The organism is Segetibacter aerophilus, assembly GCF_007991655.1.
In the GTDB taxonomy this organism is placed as follows: Bacteria; Bacteroidota; Bacteroidia; order Chitinophagales; family Chitinophagaceae; genus Segetibacter; species Segetibacter aerophilus.
On sequence record NZ_BJYT01000010.1, the window covers coordinates 157,041 to 174,618 of the forward strand.

16 protein-coding genes are annotated in these 17,578 nt (G+C 39.5%); 1 reads left to right on the forward strand and 15 read right to left on the reverse strand.

Annotated elements, in window-relative coordinates; genetic code table 11:
• Positions 1–129: 129 nt before the first annotated feature.
• The 12 genes from SAE01_RS14390 to SAE01_RS14445 all read right to left on the reverse strand — a co-directional run bounded on the left by SAE01_RS14390 (position 130) and on the right by SAE01_RS14445 (position 14,254).
• Positions 130–567 carry a hypothetical protein gene (locus SAE01_RS14390; RefSeq protein WP_147204481.1) on the reverse strand — a complete coding sequence of 146 codons (438 nt, stop codon included), beginning with the start codon at positions 565–567 and terminating at the stop codon, positions 130–132.
• Between the two features lie 84 nt (positions 568–651).
• Positions 652–1,290, reverse strand: coding sequence for a hypothetical protein (locus SAE01_RS14395; protein ID WP_147204482.1), 639 nt, complete (start codon positions 1,288–1,290; stop codon positions 652–654).
• A 7-nt stretch (positions 1,291–1,297) separates the two neighbouring features.
• Positions 1,298–1,606 carry a 2TM domain-containing protein gene (locus SAE01_RS14400; protein ID WP_147204483.1) on the reverse strand — a complete coding sequence of 103 codons (309 nt, stop codon included), beginning with the start codon at positions 1,604–1,606 and terminating at the stop codon, positions 1,298–1,300.
• A gap of 153 nt (positions 1,607–1,759) precedes the next feature.
• Positions 1,760–4,003, reverse strand: coding sequence for a TonB-dependent receptor (locus SAE01_RS14405; RefSeq protein ID WP_147204484.1), 2,244 nt, complete (start codon positions 4,001–4,003; stop codon positions 1,760–1,762).
• 336 nt (positions 4,004–4,339) lie between these two features.
• Positions 4,340–4,990 carry a VOC family protein gene (locus SAE01_RS14410; protein ID WP_147204485.1) on the reverse strand — a complete coding sequence of 217 codons (651 nt, stop codon included), beginning with the start codon at positions 4,988–4,990 and terminating at the stop codon, positions 4,340–4,342.
• Between the two features lie 36 nt (positions 4,991–5,026).
• Entirely contained in the window at positions 5,027–6,328 is a 1,302-nt protein-coding gene (locus SAE01_RS14415) for a sensor histidine kinase (RefSeq protein WP_147204486.1), read from the reverse strand.
• Positions 6,312–7,685 carry a sigma-54-dependent transcriptional regulator gene (locus SAE01_RS14420; RefSeq protein ID WP_147204487.1) on the reverse strand — a complete coding sequence of 458 codons (1,374 nt, stop codon included), beginning with the start codon at positions 7,683–7,685 and terminating at the stop codon, positions 6,312–6,314. Before SAE01_RS14420 ends, SAE01_RS14415 begins: the two co-directional genes overlap by 17 nt.
• 196 nt (positions 7,686–7,881) lie before the next feature.
• Positions 7,882–9,081, reverse strand: coding sequence for an ABC transporter permease (locus SAE01_RS14425; RefSeq protein ID WP_147204488.1), 1,200 nt, complete (start codon positions 9,079–9,081; stop codon positions 7,882–7,884).
• Between the two features lie 26 nt (positions 9,082–9,107).
• On the reverse strand, positions 9,108–10,349 hold the full coding sequence (locus tag SAE01_RS14430; RefSeq protein WP_147204489.1) for an ABC transporter permease: 1,242 nt from the start codon (positions 10,347–10,349) through the stop codon (positions 9,108–9,110).
• Positions 10,350–10,554: 205 nt separating this feature from the next.
• Complete coding sequence (locus tag SAE01_RS14435; protein WP_307725115.1) at positions 10,555–11,286, reverse strand: ABC transporter ATP-binding protein; 732 nt, start codon at positions 11,284–11,286, stop codon at positions 10,555–10,557.
• A gap of 100 nt (positions 11,287–11,386) precedes the next feature.
• Entirely contained in the window at positions 11,387–12,853 is a 1,467-nt protein-coding gene (locus SAE01_RS14440; RefSeq protein ID WP_147204490.1) for a TolC family protein, read from the reverse strand.
• A 153-nt stretch (positions 12,854–13,006) separates the two neighbouring features.
• The gene (locus SAE01_RS14445; protein ID WP_147204491.1) at positions 13,007–14,254 is read right to left on the reverse strand and encodes an efflux RND transporter periplasmic adaptor subunit; all 1,248 of its coding nucleotides are present in this window, start codon (positions 14,252–14,254) and stop codon (positions 13,007–13,009) included.
• Between the two features lie 322 nt (positions 14,255–14,576).
• On the opposite strand from SAE01_RS14445, the gene SAE01_RS14450 reads away from it, so the two are divergent.
• Positions 14,577–14,852: a hypothetical protein gene (locus SAE01_RS14450; protein ID WP_147204492.1), complete on the forward strand. Its 276-nt coding sequence runs from the start codon at positions 14,577–14,579 to the stop codon at positions 14,850–14,852.
• A gap of 532 nt (positions 14,853–15,384) precedes the next feature.
• On the opposite strand, the gene SAE01_RS14455 is transcribed toward SAE01_RS14450, so the two are convergent.
• The 3 genes from SAE01_RS14455 to msrB all read right to left on the reverse strand — a co-directional run bounded on the left by SAE01_RS14455 (position 15,385) and on the right by msrB (position 17,371).
• Positions 15,385–16,149 carry a molybdopterin-dependent oxidoreductase gene (locus SAE01_RS14455; RefSeq protein WP_147204493.1) on the reverse strand — a complete coding sequence of 255 codons (765 nt, stop codon included), beginning with the start codon at positions 16,147–16,149 and terminating at the stop codon, positions 15,385–15,387.
• Positions 16,142–16,819, reverse strand: a complete 678-nt coding sequence (locus SAE01_RS14460; RefSeq protein WP_147204494.1) for a cytochrome b/b6 domain-containing protein — start codon at positions 16,817–16,819, stop codon at positions 16,142–16,144. The genes SAE01_RS14455 and SAE01_RS14460 overlap by 8 nt, the downstream gene beginning before the upstream one ends.
• Positions 16,820–16,909: 90 nt before the next feature.
• Positions 16,910–17,371 carry a peptide-methionine (R)-S-oxide reductase MsrB gene (msrB, locus tag SAE01_RS14465; protein WP_147204495.1) on the reverse strand — a complete coding sequence of 154 codons (462 nt, stop codon included), beginning with the start codon at positions 17,369–17,371 and terminating at the stop codon, positions 16,910–16,912.
• Between the last annotated feature and the right edge of the window lie 207 nt (positions 17,372–17,578).

Genomic DNA, 17,578 nt, shown 5'->3' on the forward strand with positions numbered 1-17,578 from the left:
GACTTCTTAATAAATATCCTGGTATAAGATAGCTGATAGATATAGCAAAAGCAGCTAACAAAATTTGCAAAGAATAATCTAAGAACGGGGCAATTGCTACTAAAACTAAACAAATACCACCCCCAATTCTCATAGGCCTAAATGAAAGTATGCTCCCCGAAATATATGTTCCGATACTATATAACATGATATAAAAAGGAAAACAATATTGCCAGCCATTTTGACAAATACGATTGCCAAAGCGAGGTATGAAAATCCGAGTATGAACCAAATGAAGCCGATCGTTTCGCCTATAAAAGTTTTTACCCGCTGCTGTTTCCTTTGCTTACGGATAAATATGAAATGCAACAGCAGTGCAACAGGCGTTACAAGCCACGCATAGTAATGATGTGGGTAGTTTGCAATGACCAATAAGTAATACTGTAATAGACAACCAACAAAGGTGGCCCAGCCCCATAAGAGAAAAAAATGACTATTGTCGCTTATAGAACTTTTTGTTGTTTCGATCATCGACCGTATCAGCTGAAGGCTTTCTGCCGGGGAAAAATCTTTGTTGCTTGTACTCATTGCGCAAATATGAATTTGATTTTGTAAACAAGAACAAATGCTTAATTAATTATCAAGCATTTGTTCAACTACAGTATGTGACTATTATGATTTGCTTTGTTCAAGCATTTGCTCAGTCGATTTTTCTCCCCAGTTAGGATAGAGGCTACCCGCTGGTTTGTATGTTTTAAACAGCTCAAGCGATTTTTCAAATAAAGGCTTTGCCTTATCTTTTCCACCTCCAAATTCTTTTGGCGTACCAAACAAGTTTTGACCTTCTAAAAAGTAAACGCGCGGGTTATTAGGTTCTAATTGCTTCGCCATCTCACGGTTAGAATTTACACTCGCTCCATACTGTTGCCAACGTGTCGCCGGATCTACCAACATTTTTAAGGTGGCGCTCATGCTCTTCAATAAAAATATTTCTGAATTTTTAGGCTCAATGGTTTCAGCTTTAGCAATTAAAGCATCTGCTTTTTCTGCCACTTCATCTTTGTTTGCTTTGGTATCTGAAAAGCCTCTTAAAATATGCGAAAGTGCAGCGTAATAATAAGGAAGCCACTGTGTTTTCTCTGCATCCGCTATTCGCTCAAAAGATGCAGCAAGACTTACATAATCGTCAGGGTTTTTCAAAGAGTCAAACTTTGCAAGGTTTGTTTTCATTGTCTGCTCATAGCGAGCGCTTTGAGCAAAAAGGCTATGCGCGCTTACCAACAATGCGACTGATAGAATGAATGTTTTCATGATGTTTTTAATTTTTTTCTTGATTTTTTAATTTCTCGTACTCTCTTTCTGTTGAAAATAAACTAGTACCATGATAGGCATGAAAATACTGCGTGGCAATGCCGATACCCCAACCTAGAAGTGGCCAAATTGGCCAGAAATAACTTCCGGGACCGGAGCTAAAATACCAGATGGCAATCAGCATACAGTTGACTGTTGCATAGGAGAAGATACCAATCTTAAAAGCGGCTCTTCTTCTGGCAATTTGCCAAAGTTCATTGTCCCTTACATTGGCATCTCCGGTTGTTCTGCTAAGTGGAAACGCTTCGTCTTGCATGTTTTTTGAGTTTTATATTTTGATATAATTATTCCTTTAAACCTCTGGAACTAAAATTTTATTTTACTTTTTTCCCGCTTTACAACTATCCTCAACATTGTTGTGTCACTCACTTGTACTCTCTATTCTTGCCTCACCGCCTTGATGCATCATCTACAGGTTGTTATTGATAGCATCCTGGGTTCTATCAACGCCCCAGCTTAAGAAACATCCTATAAAATAGAACCTTCTTGATGGCGGAGTGATTGGTTCTTTATACATTCCATTGTGCGAATAGTTATAACCATACACCTGGTTTGCACCCAATACATTCGTCATACTTGCAAACAAAACAATGTTTGTTTTAGCATTTGTTTTTCCAATGCTAGGCACATACTCAGCACTAAAATTCAGACTGTTGTAGCTTTTTGTTTTACCCTCATCAGCTAAATAATATTTGTAATTATTGTTGACCATCAGGTTATAATAAGGACGGCCTGTTGCATAGGTATACGTGAAATTAAAGCCCGACTTAATGGATGTATAAAACCGCTTCATTACAACAGATGCTGTATGATTGGCAACAAAGTTTGGTTGAAGTTTTTGAGGGTAGTTAAGATAATCGCGCTTGGTATCTATGTAAGAATAGCTAACCCAGTAATCAAAGTTTTTGATGGATTTTTTATCCCTCCAAAAAAGATCGATACCCTTCGCATCTCCATATCCTGAATTATTATACAAGGAAGAGAAATTTACAGCAGGCACTGTTTTAATCAAATCCTCATATTTCTTGTAATAACCTTCAATCCTTAAGATGCGCTCATGAGTCATCTTCTGGTAGTTGATGATGTAGTGAGTAGCTTTTGTCATGCCGACATTTGTACCGTAGTATAATTGATTATTCTCGGGCTTCTGGTAGAAGATGCCGTAAGCCAAAGACATCTGCGCATCCTTGCCCGTTTTATAAGCCAGTGAAACGCGAGGCGCAATGTCAGATTTTTTAATAACCGAAGAGTTTTCAAAACGAACACCGACTTTAGCGGCAAGGCTATTAGTCAAGAAGATATCGGACTCGGCAAACAGTGCTGTGTAATTATCAATCAGTTTATAGGTGGTATCATGAATAACATTCTTATCATACAAATGCCAATACTCACCACCAAAACGAAGCGCGCTGATACCTATTAATTTCTTTTCAAAAACTGCCTTCACCTGCGCTAAATCCTGCTTGTGCAGTAAGTCGAAGTTTTTGTTCTGCATCCAAGGCAATCCACTTCCAAACTGTTTTGGCTGGTTACGTTGATCTTGTACCTGCTGGCTAATATTGTCTTTATTGGTGCTATAACCTGTACCCAAATTCATCTTCCATCCATTGCCTAAATTCTCCCTCCAGCTAAGGTTGTTATACCAGTTATTGTTAGTTAGAGAAAATGCATCTTTTAGGTTCAAACTATCAATATCAGGTCTTCTTAAACCAAGTACTCCATTGCTGAAGGTGGTGTAATATTTAACCATTCCACCCCTCTTTGTCTTAAAGCGAAAGTTTGCATCGCTGCTATGGAACTGAGGCATTTTAAAGTAGTCAGGGGTCTGCTTCACCAGCCCGAAATACAAGCCAACATTTACATAACTATAATTGATCCCCCATGAAGACTTTTTATTCTTACTCAATTGTTGGGTTCCCGCACCAACCAATAGGGGTGATATAGAAGCATCGACTTCTGACTGCTCAGGCAGGTCGATCGACTCCAACAATAAAGCGGATGATAAGGCCTGGCCATACAAAGCAGAGTAACCTCCGGTTGTAAAAACAGTTCCTTTGAACAGAAACGGCGAGAAACGCCCGCGACTTCCAATATCCGGAACGCTTGTGAAGTATGGGTTATTGACTAACGTACCATCAATAAATTGCTTCGTTTCGTAGCCTGCTCCACCACGAACAAACAAGCCTTCCTGTTCGCCAACCTGTTGAGTACCAGGCAAGGTCTTTAGAGCGGCAGTAATGTCTGCATTTGAACCGGCAGTTGTGGCAACATCCAAAGAACTTAAGACCGCAGCTCTTTTTGAGTCACCTGCGGCAAAAGATCCTGCAGTTACCATTACGGCTTTCAGTTCGTCAAGCTTTTCTTTTATGCTAATAGTTAGGGTTATTGGCTCAGACCCTATTAAAACTTTTTGCTCAAATGAATTGTAGCCGATGCTGCTGGCAACAATAATGTGTTCGCCCTTCTCGGTTGTACGAAAAGCAAAGTTTCCTAAAGAGTCAGTTGTAGAACCATCGTAAGAATCTTTAAGGGATATACTTACACCATAGACAGGATGGTTGCGATTGTCTTTTACGACTCCTGAGATTTTCACCTGCGCAATAAGCAAGTTACCTATGAGGATTAGAGCTATTAAGAATGATAATTTTTTCATCAGTTTTGATTTGCAATACAAACGTAGTATAGTTTATTTTATAAACCAAACTATCTTTGAAACTAATTCATTCTTCTTTTTCTACGGTCTTAACGACTGAAGAATGGTACTCATCGGCGATGACCCGAAAAAAATAAAAACAGTGATGGAAAAGGGTAAGAAAAAATTGCTACTAAAGATTAAAAGCCGCTGCCTAGAGATATAGTACAAGGACTGATAAAACCCGAGTTAATTAAAGAACAAATGCAGATAAAAAAACTAGCGAAAGAACGCCTGCGATGACAACGCCAGAACGGTTACAAATTAGGCGGTACTTATCAAGAAATACCACAATGATCAGAGGATAAGTTCTGCTACCTGCCCATTATTTTCAAACACAACTTTAGTATCAAACCTTTCCGCGGGCTGTTGTGTTGGTAGCCACCCTCTTCCAATTTTTGTAACGATAAACAATCCTTGTGTATCGCCCATAACAGAAAAATCTTGTAGCCGTGGTCCTTTTACAAAATATTGCAATCCATATTTTTCATTAAACATTTTGCATGCTTCGGTTACATCTTCTACGGGAACTCCAATCTCGCAAATTCCAATAATATCTGAAGGTGTGAAAGGCTCATTTGTATCGTTATGGAGGTCATGATGAGCTATAAATTCAACAATGTTTTTTTGATTATCATGAAAGTAAAAAGCATGCGCATTCCAGTTACTAAAATCGGCAATCGTAGTACCTGGAGTAAAGGGAAGAACTTCTATTTTATCAGCAATGAATCGATGGGCTTCATCAACTTTATTTGAAGGAATACTAAATGCAAAATGATAAAACGGATTTTGTCTTTCAGTGTAAGTAAAGGAAAGCATAGAGTGTCCGACAGAGAAAGAAATACGTGAGGCTGTCTTGTTATATATGGCAAACTGCAAAATGTCGCTGTAAAAACGCTCAGTAGCAACGAGGTCGTTTGTAAGTAAAGAAATCTCTTTTATAAGCATTTAGAGCGCTTTCTCCAAAACTACAAAAAGACGTAATTAAGAATCAAATGAAATCGAAAAATCAGTCCTCCCCTTTGCAACTGTTTGTAGAGAAAACTTGTATTGATGATTGAGTAAAATCTCTCTTATTAAAGTCAATCCAACTCCTTGCCCATCTTTTTTGGTACTAAAAAACGGAGTGAAAAGTTGCTCGGAAACTGAGGGGTCGATTCCTTTACCTGTATCTGAAATAATGAGTTGAGAAGGACGTGTTGTTGTAGTGAATGTAATGGTACCTTTTTGATCAATTGACTCTATGGCGTTTTTTACAACGTTTATCAGCGCTTGCTCTATTTGCTGTTCATCCGCATGAAGTGTTATTGGCTCTCTTGAAAAATTGTATTCAAATTCAATTTCCTTTTCACCGGCCTTTAAAGCCATTAATGTTGTAATATTTCTTATCAGCTTGTGCAGGTCGATGCTCTTTTTGTTTGGCTGCGGTAAGCGAACAAGGTCCGCAAAGTTGCGCATGAAGACATTGAGGTTTTGATTTCTGTCAACCGCTACTTGCAGGGCGTTTTTCAGTGTGCCATTTTGTTCTCCGTTGATCTGGTCTGTTTTTAAAGTTGATTGAAGAATGCTGTTAACGGGCCCGATCGTATTGTTGACTTCATGGGCCATCATCCGGATAATTTTTCCGTAAGCTTTCTTTTCAGCTTCAAGAATTTCTGCCGTCAATTCTTCCATCATAATAAAAACCCTTGCAAAACCTCGATCTATAAAATGAGACTTTTGTAGTTTGAATGTTGTTACCCCGCTTAGTGTAATCGTCTTTGCTTCCCCCGATTGAAGCCCGCTAATTTGTTTCATAACCGGGTGGTCAATTTCATCAACCAGTTGGTTGACTATGGCTTTTTCATCAATGCCTAGCAACTGGAGTGCTTTAGGATTTAGTTGCTGTATCTTATTATCATAATCCAAAATGATAATACCGGTAGGCGATGTTTGAATAAGCTTTTCGAGGAAGAAATGCTGTTCCTCTTGTTTCGTTCTTTCTGTTCTTAATACATCGATCATTTGATTATACACTGAGATTAATTGATCCATTTCATGTTTTCCTGTCGTTACAAACTTGGTTGTAAAATCACGGTCTTTAATGGCTTCCACACCTGTCATTAATGTTTTTAGGGGCTGTATTAATTGGCGATATAACTGGAAGGCAAGCATGGCAGACAACAGGATAAAGATTTCTGAAACAATAAAGAGAACCTGGTTGTCCTTAAAAATGAAATACGAAAGCACGAGCGTTATCAGGTGCAGTGTGATGACAAACAGAAGATACTTAGTCCGCAGTTTCATCGTAAGGGATGTTGAATTTTTCAAGCCGTCGATATAACGAACTGCGTGTAATGCCCAATGCGGAAGCGGCTTTGGTTACTTTGTTTTTATGAAAGTCCATTGCCTTTTTTATCATTTGCATCTCTAATTCATCCAAAGTAATCGCCCCTACCTGTGGCAATTGCATGGCGCCTTTTTTATTTGGTGATTGTTCCAGTTGCGATTTAAAATCATCGACTTCCAACACATCTTTTCTACTAACAAGAACTGACCTCTCCACTATGTTTTTTAATTGCCGAATATTACCCGGCAATGGCAGCTGTTTCAACCACTTGGAAGCATCATTGCTTAGTTTAAGGTTTGGACGATTATAGATCTCTTTTAAATTATTGATAAAAAATTCAACCAGCAGTGGAATGTCTTTTGGTCTTTCTCTTAATGCCGGCAACCTGACTGTTATCAAATTTATCCGGTACAACAAGTCTTCCCTGAACGTACCCATCGCAACCATTTCTTCGAGGTTTCGGTTGGTTGCACAAACTACTCTTACATCTACGTTCTTTGTGCGGCTGCTTCCCAACACTTCATATGTTCTGTCTTGAAGAACCCGTAATAATTTCACCTGGCTTCCTGCATCAAGATCACCGATTTCGTCTAGGAAGATGGTCCCTTTATTTGCCAGTTCAAAGCGACCTACCCGGTCGAACCGTGCGTCGGTAAAAGCACCTCGAACATGACCAAACATCTCACTTTCAAATAGCGATGTTGAAATGCCTCCAAGATTTACTTTAATGAAAGGCTTGTTTGCTCTCAAGCTATTTTGGTGTATCGCTTCAGCAATCAATTCTTTACCAGTGCCGCTCTCACCCATTATCAAAACAGGTGCGTCCGTCGAAGCTACCCTGCCAATTGTCTCAAGTATATCAACCATGTTATCGTCGTCACCAATGATCTGGTGAAACTTGTACATGCTGTCTAATTGCTTGCGGCTGTTCTTTTGTTTCTTTTTATCCTGTAGATCGAGTAAAGTTTTAATGGATTGTAGTACATGATCATTGCTCCAGGGCTTATTCAAAAAATCGTTTGCGCCGAATTTCATTCCCTGCACCGCTAGTTCTATGCTTGCCCAGCCTGTGATTAAAATGATTGGTATGGCATCATTTATCTTTTTGATTTCTTGTAATAAGTTCATTCCTTCCTTGCCCGATGTATCGATAGAAAAGTTAAGGTCAAGTATAATCAGTTCAGGTGTATTTGACTTTAAGAAGGTAAGGGCAGATGCCGGACCATCAGCTGTCGCTGTTCGGTAACCTTCACCTTCGAGCAGCAGTTGAAGGGAAGTTTTTACAGCAATATCATCATCAATTATCAATATCATGCGCACCTTTCAAATTCGGGTTAAATTACAATTTTCTCTTCGTTTAAATTCTGCTTCGGGTCTTGGTGGTTTAAACCTTTTTGGCAGCGATTGTTACATCAGCAAAAGAGTGCGACGCAACAAAACTTTAATAGATATTCTCCCGCCCGGCTATCAAATTCTTCACTCACAACTCACCCTTCACAACTCACTCCCACTACTCCTCATGCAACGCCACAGCCGGATAAATAGCAGCCGCCTGCTTGCCAGGATATAGAGCGCACAGCGTGACCAATACATAAATGAAAATCACTGAAAGCACAATGGCGGCAATGTACGTTCCGGATGCAAGGTCGAACACATTTAACAACGGAAACTGGAACGCAAAGAAACAACCAAGGAGCAGCGAAATAGTTGCTAACACAAGTGCCTCGCCCACCAACTGGTTAGAAACAGAATTGCCGGTGGCGCCGACGGCCCTTCTTAAACCGATCTCACCCCTGCGCTTATTGATGTTATACCAAAGCACGCCAAACAGACCTAGCGCAACATTGATGATGAGGAAGCCAGCAACTACTCCCGCAATAATCATTGGGACTACCATTATTTTATTTTTGCTTATTAGCTTCTTATCAAGGTGTTCAATTTCTATGTTTGTTCCAATTGTGTTTGAAAGTGTTTTGAACAATTTACTTTCAAATGTGGCGTCCGTGCCGGGCTTCACTTTTAAAAGGATCGTTCCGGTCCACCTCGCCCAGCCAGTATCAATAGGGTGATACATTCCGCTTTCTATCTCCTGGTAAGACCCTTTATCTTTTATATTTTCCACTACGCCAACTATGTGTAGTTGTGAGGCATTTTGCTGATCGAGACCAGGAAAATCGTCACCAAGCGTTTTTCCAACTGCGCTTTGACCATCAAACAACTCGCTCTCTAGCCGACTATTGATAACTATGATCCGATTTTTCGAGACCGCATCGGCCTTTGTAATCCATCTGCCACTTTTCATTTTCATATTCAACACTTTCAGGTAATCTTCGCCGGCATTATATACATTGGCCATTACTTTTTTATGCTTACCGTAACTAACTGCCGTGTTAGAAGTATTCATTGAAAACGGAATGTTATTGCCAGAAAAACTTAGCTCGGTTATCTGCGGCATTGAGCGTAACGTGTTTTTTAAAGCCTCATGAAAGATGGCAACAGAGTCTGCGTTAGTAATATTTTCGGGCGGCGTGAAATTCACACTCCAGACATCTTCATAAACAAAGCCCATGGGTTGCCTGTAATTCTTGTAACAGAAAACAACTACTGTAAAGATGGCAAACATCACAATGAAAGAGATAAACATTTCGGTTATAAGTAAAGCGTTTTGCTTCTTCTTATTCCAGATTAATCTAAACAAATGGGTGAACATATAATGAGTTTAAGAGAGTTGAATAATTATTGTGCTTTTAAAGCAGTTACTACCTGTAGCCTCGACATTCGCCATGCAGGATATACGCCCGACAGCAAGCCAAAAACAAGACAGGCAAGAAGGCTATAATATAAAACAGTCAGGTTAATAGTCAGGTGCAGGTTTGCAATCAAATCGCCGTTATTGATGATCTGCAAAATGATAAATGAAAGAACGATGGCGATAATAGTTCCAAGAAGCGTGAGTATTATATTTTCCACCACAAACTGACCAACCAACGTCATTCCTGATGCTCCAAATGCTTTACGCACTCCTATCTCTGATGAGCGCTCCATTATCCGGCTGATGTTGATATTGATAAGGTTGAGCGTTGGCAGCAACATAAATAACAACGCAAAAATGTACCCGAAAAATTTCAGCTTCCATAGTTTTCCACTCTCGGGATCTCCAATCGGCGACCCACCTAAATAGCTTTCAACATATGGCTCAGCACGACTGACAAATACATCAAAATCTTTGTTGTCCGGTTTTATTTTCGAAACTACTGCCGCATATTCTGCTTGTATTTTAGGAAAGTCATCTTTTGAATTTGCAAGCAGCACCGCAGTATATTGGCCCATTAAACTCTTGTGTTTGTAATCGACTTTTGATACAGTATATGGCACAAATAAATCCGCATAGGAAACCAACATTGTCACCGGTACGCTTTTCACTACGCCAGAAACCCTGTATTGTACATTGTCAGCCTCAATGTATTTACCCACTACACTTGGTACATCTCCAAAATAACTCTTCTTTGTATCTTCAGAAATGACTGCAACCCGCTCTCCGTTTTTAATCTGCTGAGAAGTATATGGCTTGCCCTCAATAAAATTATACTCTATCACATCCCAAAATTGGTCGTTGGTATATTTAAGGTTTATAACGAGCTTTTTGTTATTTACGTACGAATTTGTGGCAGCAAACATTGACGAAATCGCAACTTTTGCAGGGGTCTTTAAAGTGCGAACATAAGTGTCGAGATACCAAAAGCTTGCAGGGCTGTTCATCTGCCCAGAGGTCTTGGTTGCCTTCTGCCGAAGCTCATTAATGTAGAGAGATCTATCCCTGTTTACTTCAGGATAATTTGCGCTGGCTACGTTGTCTATAAACGCCGTTATGACGATTAAAATGGTAAGCGTAAAGCTTATTCCAAACAAGCTGATGAAGGTGAAGAACTTCCGTCTCTTCAATACAGCTATCGCTATTTTAAAATAATTTTTAAGCATGAGTCCGAAGTTTTGTGTTTCGTGTTTTGAGTTTTTTTTGTGTTGCCGGCTTTGGTTCTTAGTGGCGTCATCGTTGTGTCACTTACTTGTACGGCAAATCTTTTTGCATCTTTTTTTCTTGAACCACGAAGACACGAAGGGCACAAAGTATCACAGAGTTGTCTTAGTGCTTCTTCGTGTTCTTTGAGCCTTAGTGGTTCAAAACCTATTGCACTTGTGACCCGTCAAACAGCCGTACGAGCCGATGTGTCTTCCTCGCCATGTTTTCATCATGGGTAACCATCACTATCGTGGTTCCGTCTCTTTCATTTAGCTGCAGCAGTATCTCCATAATTTCATTTCCCATAGCACTGTCAAGGTTTCCAGTTGGTTCATCGGCTAGTATAATTTCAGGTTGACCGACAATGGCTCTTGCTATGGCCACACGCTGTTTTTGCCCACCAGACAATTGTGTTGGAAAATGTTTCATTCTATTACTTAGCCCCACTTTCTCCAGAGCCTCTGTTGCAAGTTGTCTTCTTTCCTTTGCTGTAGAATTTCGGTACAATAAAGGCAATTCAACGTTATCCAAAACCTTCAAATCATTGATCAAATGATAGCTTTGAAAAATAAAACCAAGCTTACGATTTCTGAACGCAGCGAGCTTTTTATCATTCAGCTTTGTTGTATCCTGCTTGTCTATTGATACTTCCCCTTTCGTAGGATTATCAAGCAAACCCATGATATTTAACAAAGTACTCTTGCCACATCCCGAAGGGCCCATGATTGACAAGAACTCTCCTTTGTCGATATTGAGAGAAATGTTGTTGATGGCAAGTGTTTCAACAGTATCTGTTCTATACACCTTGTTTATATTTTGCAATCGTATCATCACTTCTGCATTGTTATCATTTAAATTAGTATGATGGATTCTTTCAGTAGTTTCTACAGGTATCATAAGTGTTGTTTTAGTTATTTTTTAATTGATTTTCTGTTTTTTTGAAAAGTCGTACATCCTAGCACCGTCATTGCCTTTTGCCTTTTGCCTTTTGCCTTTCCTATTTATAAATGATTTTTTGATTTGTTTCAAAGTCGTATAAGCTTAAATATCTCAGTTGGTAGTAAGCGCTCCAAAAGTCTTTCAAGCCTAAAACAAAATCTCTCTTTGCCTGGTCGTTTTCCTGGAAAGCAATACTTAGATCTGTAATGCTAAGGTTCCCAAGCACATACCGCTCCTTTGCAATCTGGTATTTTTCTGAAGCAATGCTGTCTGCCATTGCATTCAAAACCAATTGCTCCTTCATCATTTGGTATAGTGTGACCTGTGTATAGATCTCTTGCGAAAAGGTTTGCTTATCCTGCTCAACTGCGTATTCTGTAAACTGCCTGTTTGCTTCAGCCGTTTTCATTCTCGATTTTGAACGACCCCAATCAAGTATTGGAATATCAAACTCCAACTGAAATAATTGCTGACTCTTAGGCGCCTCGTACACTTTAGAAAGACTGATCGAACTTTTTGAGTAACCTAGTCTTGCAGTTAGGGTTGCGTTGATACCATTATCGCCTTTTGCTTTTGCCACATCTCTTTTAGCCTCAGCAGTGCGGCGCATAAAAGCGATTGCATCAGAACGATTTTCCAAAGCTTCAGATAAAACCTTTTCCGGGTTTATGTCTGTTGATTTTGTTTCTGTCGGAAGTACCAGGGATATTTTATCGTTGTTTGTTAGCCCCGTATAAGTCCGAAGATTTAAAGTAGAAATCTCCATATCACGCTTAGCTATGCCCACTGACTTTTGAGCCTTCAACTGCTCGAGCTCCAGTTGCAAAATTTCGTTTCTTGACACTTTGCCTATATCAAACTTTTCTTTAGCAATACGAAGTATGTTCTTGGTGTTAGCAAAGTTTGTTTCAGCGATTTGCAGGTTAACCTGGGCCAGTAATAAGTCAAAGAAAAAGCCGGTTGCTCTTATAGCAATTCGCTCCATTGACTCAATGTATGCCTGCCTGCTTTCATTGTATTTCAGCGGCTCTATCTTTTGATCCCACTTAAGCTGGTTAAACCTTGCTAATGGCTGACTGTAACCAATTCCATACGGCACTCCATTGTATAGTTTGAAGTTCCTGTTGAAGTCGTCATACCGCTGCAACTGAGTTGTGCCAAATACAGTTCCACCGGTAGCAGCGATGCTTTGACTTAAAGCAAGATTTAGAGATGAGTTGTTATACTTCACTGGCTGAAATACGATTGTCCCATCCGGCTGTATCACTTCCTGGAACGAGTTGGTGTAGGCAGGCAAGACACCGTTAAGCGAAAGCTGTGGTTGAAAATTACTTTTGAACGTTCTCCATTGCCAGTATTTATTTTCTTTAAGTGTAACAGCCTGCTTTGCTGCTATTGATTTTCCCTTGGCCATTTCTACCACCTCATGCAGCGTCAGTCTCAACGTATCGCTCGTTCCCTGACCAATAGTTTCTAAGGTCAGCAGCGACATTGCAGTTAGTATAAGTAGTAGTTTCGATTGCATGTTAATCTAAGTTTCGAGATGCGAGTTTTAAAGTGTAGGGTGTTGCGTTTTGAGTTTTGAGTGCTGGGTTTTGAGTTGGCTTACTTGCGATTTTACGTCTAGCGACTAGCGACTCTAAACCTTAAACTCAAAACCCCAAACTCAAAACTTCTTCTAATTCTTTATCGTTATTTCCTTTGAGTTTTTATAATCGCTCATATCAGAAGTAATCAAGACTTCTCCTGGTTTTACATTGTCTTTGATCTCTACATAATCAAAATTGCTCAAGCCTATGTTGGCTGTTCTTCGTATTGCCTTACCGTTGCTTACAACATAGATGTCCTGTACATTTCCACCTTTAAATGCAGGTCCGTTTGTAATGCGCATTGCATTCGTTTTACTGTTCGTCACCACGAAGACATCTACCTTCATATTGGGCCGGTACAACTTGCTATTACGTTCGTCGAGCTGCACGTCAAATGAAACAATGCCGTTTTGAATGGTTGGATGAATGTTTACAACAGTACCTCTGACCGTTGAGTCATTTATGCGAATGATGGCTGGAAGACCCGTTCTAAGTTCATTTAGGTAAGTATCAGAAATGGTCCCGGAAACCTTGTAACTACCCAGGTCTGCTATACGTGCGAGCGTTTCACCTTCTCTCACAGTAGAGCCAATATTTTTATTCACCCATGTTACTACGCCTGCACGATTAGCCACGATGTTCGCTTGCTGCAATTTTCTTTGCAATTCAGACAAATCTGCTTGTTGAATTTGAACTGCTATTTCAGATTCTCTTATATCCACTTTCATTGTTTGTTGCTTACTTCCAATCTCATTTTCCAGTTGTTTTTTTTCAAGTAAGGCAACCTTCAAATCCAATTCAGCTTGTTCAATTGATTCTCTTGTTCCACCACCTGCTTTGTATAAGCGCTTTGCGTTTTCAACCTGTGCTTGCAGGCTGTTTATCTTAAGCTCCTTTATGCTGTTATTAGATTTAATGTCATAAAAGCTTTTATTTAGTTCGAGACGAAGCTTTTGAATATTATTCTTTTTGCCTTCCAGTTGAAACTTCAACTTCTGGTATTCCATCTCTGACGCTTGTTTGTCCAGCGATAAAATAGACTGACCTGCTTTTACAGCGCTACCAGCATCCATCGAAACGCTCTTTATGGATGCATTTATAGGGCTCGTGATTACCTGTTCAAATTCGGGAAGTATTTCTCCTGAAGCAGATATGGTATTTTCTATGTTGCCTATTTCAACAACTGCAGTAGTAATGTTTTGTCTTTTGATTGAAGATGAGAAGGAAGCTCTTAAAACCAGTACAGAAGCAACCAGTAAAACAATAATTAAAGCTGCAATGAAAAAGCCTTTTCTTTTCTTTTCCTGGCCAACTTCTCTTGAGATATTTGTATCCATTCTTGGTATTTGGCTATTATGTTCCAAGCAAGGTGCCAAACGTAAGTAGTTGAAAAAGAAGTCTTTGTTTAATCTGAATTTTTAGAAAACGTCCGATTTCGGACAAAGTGTTTGAAAGTGAAAGCCTCAGATAAAGGGAGAGATAAAGCCCCGGCCCTAAAGGGAGAAGAGATGTGGGAAGCGCCAGCACTGAAGGGAGAAGAGATTTTCCGAATTCTTCGTTATTGAAATCAGCTAAAGTATCTCGTCTATGTTTTTAAAAATGAGAGGCTCACTGTACCTTTGAAAGAAAAGCCCGTTTAGGGGTTGGGGGTTAAAAACTATGGACGACATACATATTTGCTGCCCGAAATGTAAATGGGAGCCTGACGGTCAAGCCTATTGGCAATGCAGTTGCGGTTGCATGTGGGATACTTTTAGCACAGGAGCAAGATGCCCTGATTGCGGCAGAGTTTGGGAAGAAACGCAGTGTATTGGCCATGCAGGTGGATGCGACAAGATGAGTCCTCACCTTGACTGGTACAAAGGTTTGGATGATATCATTCAAAGGTTGAAGGAAGAAATTAAAGAGCGCTGGCGGGTGAAAGAATACGCTTAACAGATCACAATTATTTAAAAAGAAGAGGTTATCTCGTTTGTTCGAGATAACCTCTGTTTATTGAGATCCCTGTTGTTACAGGTACATTATTTTAAATAATTTTCCAGGTCCTGATTGTAGACATAAATTATCTAAGAGTTAAAAAAAATATTCGTTTTATTAATTTCTAAGAAATGGTCTGGAGAATTAACAGAAGTGCCGGACGTAAAAAGTAGCGACTGATTAAAGTAAATGATAATCATTACTATTGCGAACGCGGCTATAAATAAGAAAAGTCTTTTAATAAGTATTTGAGAAAAGTTCTCTGGAATTGCCTGGTACATACACTGTTTTTTTATACCAGTATTATTTCAAGCAGGATGCCAAAGCACAAATAGCTGTAAAGGAAGCAGTTAGAACAAAATGATAAACACGGGACTGTTCGATAACGAACACTGTGTTTAGATTTGATACAAAAGAACCGGGATTTATCGATTTAGTAGATTAGGAGGAGATATAATCTCTTAACAAAAGAGCACAAAGTGTTCGTGGATTAGTGACCCGCATAATAATCATAACCTCTTTCAGCCCAGAAGTCAGCCGGTTTATCGTTGCTAAAAAACATGGTTCCTATTCGCTTCAAATGTTTAATTCCATACTTCACTGGTATTATCAGGCGCACCGGAAACCCCTGGTTAATTGGAAGTGGTTGACCGTTCATTTCATAGCACAGTAACGTTTGTGGATGCAAAGCACTAGGCATGTCTATTCCGACGTAGTATTTTTTGTCAGGTGTCTGAAGACCCACATACTTCATTTTCGATTGTCCGCTCAACCCGTAATGTTGCATAAAAGTTCTCAAGGGAACGCCAGCCCAATGTGTTACCTGGTCCCAACCTTCTATACATTTAAAATCAAAGATTAAATCTTTTTTAGGCAGTTTTTTAATATCGTCTAAAGTAATCTGTAAAGTATCGCCGGGTGCCCGTATCACTCTTAGCCGCCAGGTTTCTTCATTAACGCTGTCACGAAGTCCATCCATTCCATTTACCCTAACTCGCTTTGCGGCATGACTGACCGGGTATTCTTTTACCAGTTTATTACTATCAAAAACAGTTGAAAATACGGTTTCATTAAAATCAAGTGTTTTTCGTAAAGGTCTTAATGCTCCCGCATCCTGCGGCTGTCTTTTGATCCATTTAAAAGTAGCCCAGGCTCCAACAAGGAACAATCCAAATAACACGAATGAAAGAATACTATTTCTTCCAAACGTTCTGTTGGCGACGGTTTTAACAGGCAAAGAAGATCGATCATTCATGAGGTACTTTTTTAGGCGCATCCTTTATTACTTCAAATCCTGTAATCATAGCTTGAAAGTTATTCCATCCCGATTTAACTACCTGTATCACATGTATAAGGAAGAAAAGAACATAACCCAGAGTAAGAATAAAGTGTTCTAAACGTGCGGCTGCATATCCTCCACAAATCCATGAAAAAAAGCTGAACTGAACGGGCTTATAAATCGCAAGTCCTGTGATTAACGAACCAATCCCCATAATCATAATAGCTGTATAAGCGATACGCTGTGCTGCGTTGTATTTTATTTGAGGCGGTTCGTATTTCCTTATATGCAGGTCGTGCAACAACACAAGCCATGCCTCTTTGAAAGAATTTCTATTCGGCAATAAGAATTTCCACTGACCCGAAAAAAAGGTAAACAAAACATATAGTAGCCCATTGATCGTGAATAGCCACATAAAGGCAAAGTGCCAACTCATACCCTCCGCGAGATGAAACGGAACATTTAATGCTTTATAAAATCCTGTAGAAAAAAACTTCACAAATACTTTATTGCCCCAGCTAATCTTATAGACTCCATTTGCCCAATAGATTAATAAACCGCTCCAGATCATACAAACAAGTACAGGAAAATTTACCCAGTGAAACCAGCGAATAGCTAGTGGATGCTTGTAAAGAATCGCTTTCATTTATGAGAGGAATTTTACCCGGAGGAGTGTTTTACTTAATCGCAACCCTATCGTGTATTGGTACTAAAAACTATTAAACAAAACGAAAGATTACTTTTTTACAAACCGAAGTGAAGCAGAGTTCATACAATACCTTAACCCTGTTGGCTTAGGTCCATCCCCAAATACATGTCCTAGATGACTACCACAATTGCTGCAATGCACTTCTCTGCGAACCATCCCAAAAGTCTTGTCGCGATTTTCTTCAACTACTTTTTTACTTATTGGCTGATAAAAGCTTGGCCATCCCGTGCCGCTCTCAAACTTGGTATCGCTGGTAAACAATGTTTGGCCGCACCCTATACAATTGTAAATGCCTTTCTCATGATTATCATGATAAGCATTGTGAAAAGGAGACTCCGTCCCTTCCTTTCGTGCCACCCGGTATTGTTCATCGGTCAATTGTTTTTTCCACTCTGCGTCTGTTTTTGTAACGGGAAATTTCTTTGATTGTGCGCTAGAACAAGAGGTGGCGAAAAATATAATAGCGAATAGTTGAAATAGAGTTTTCATGTATAATCTGTTTTAATGCTATTTACGCTTAAAGTATGGTGGAAGATTTTTTCTACAACCAAGAATGTTCTAAGTCTCTGTTAAAGCTGTCGTTGGACCTAGTGTCCACCTCGCATAACTAATTACATGAGCATTCTTTAACTAATCTCCCAATTAACATGCTCACAATTTAACCTCTTGTTTACTCCTAAATTAGGCAAAAATTAT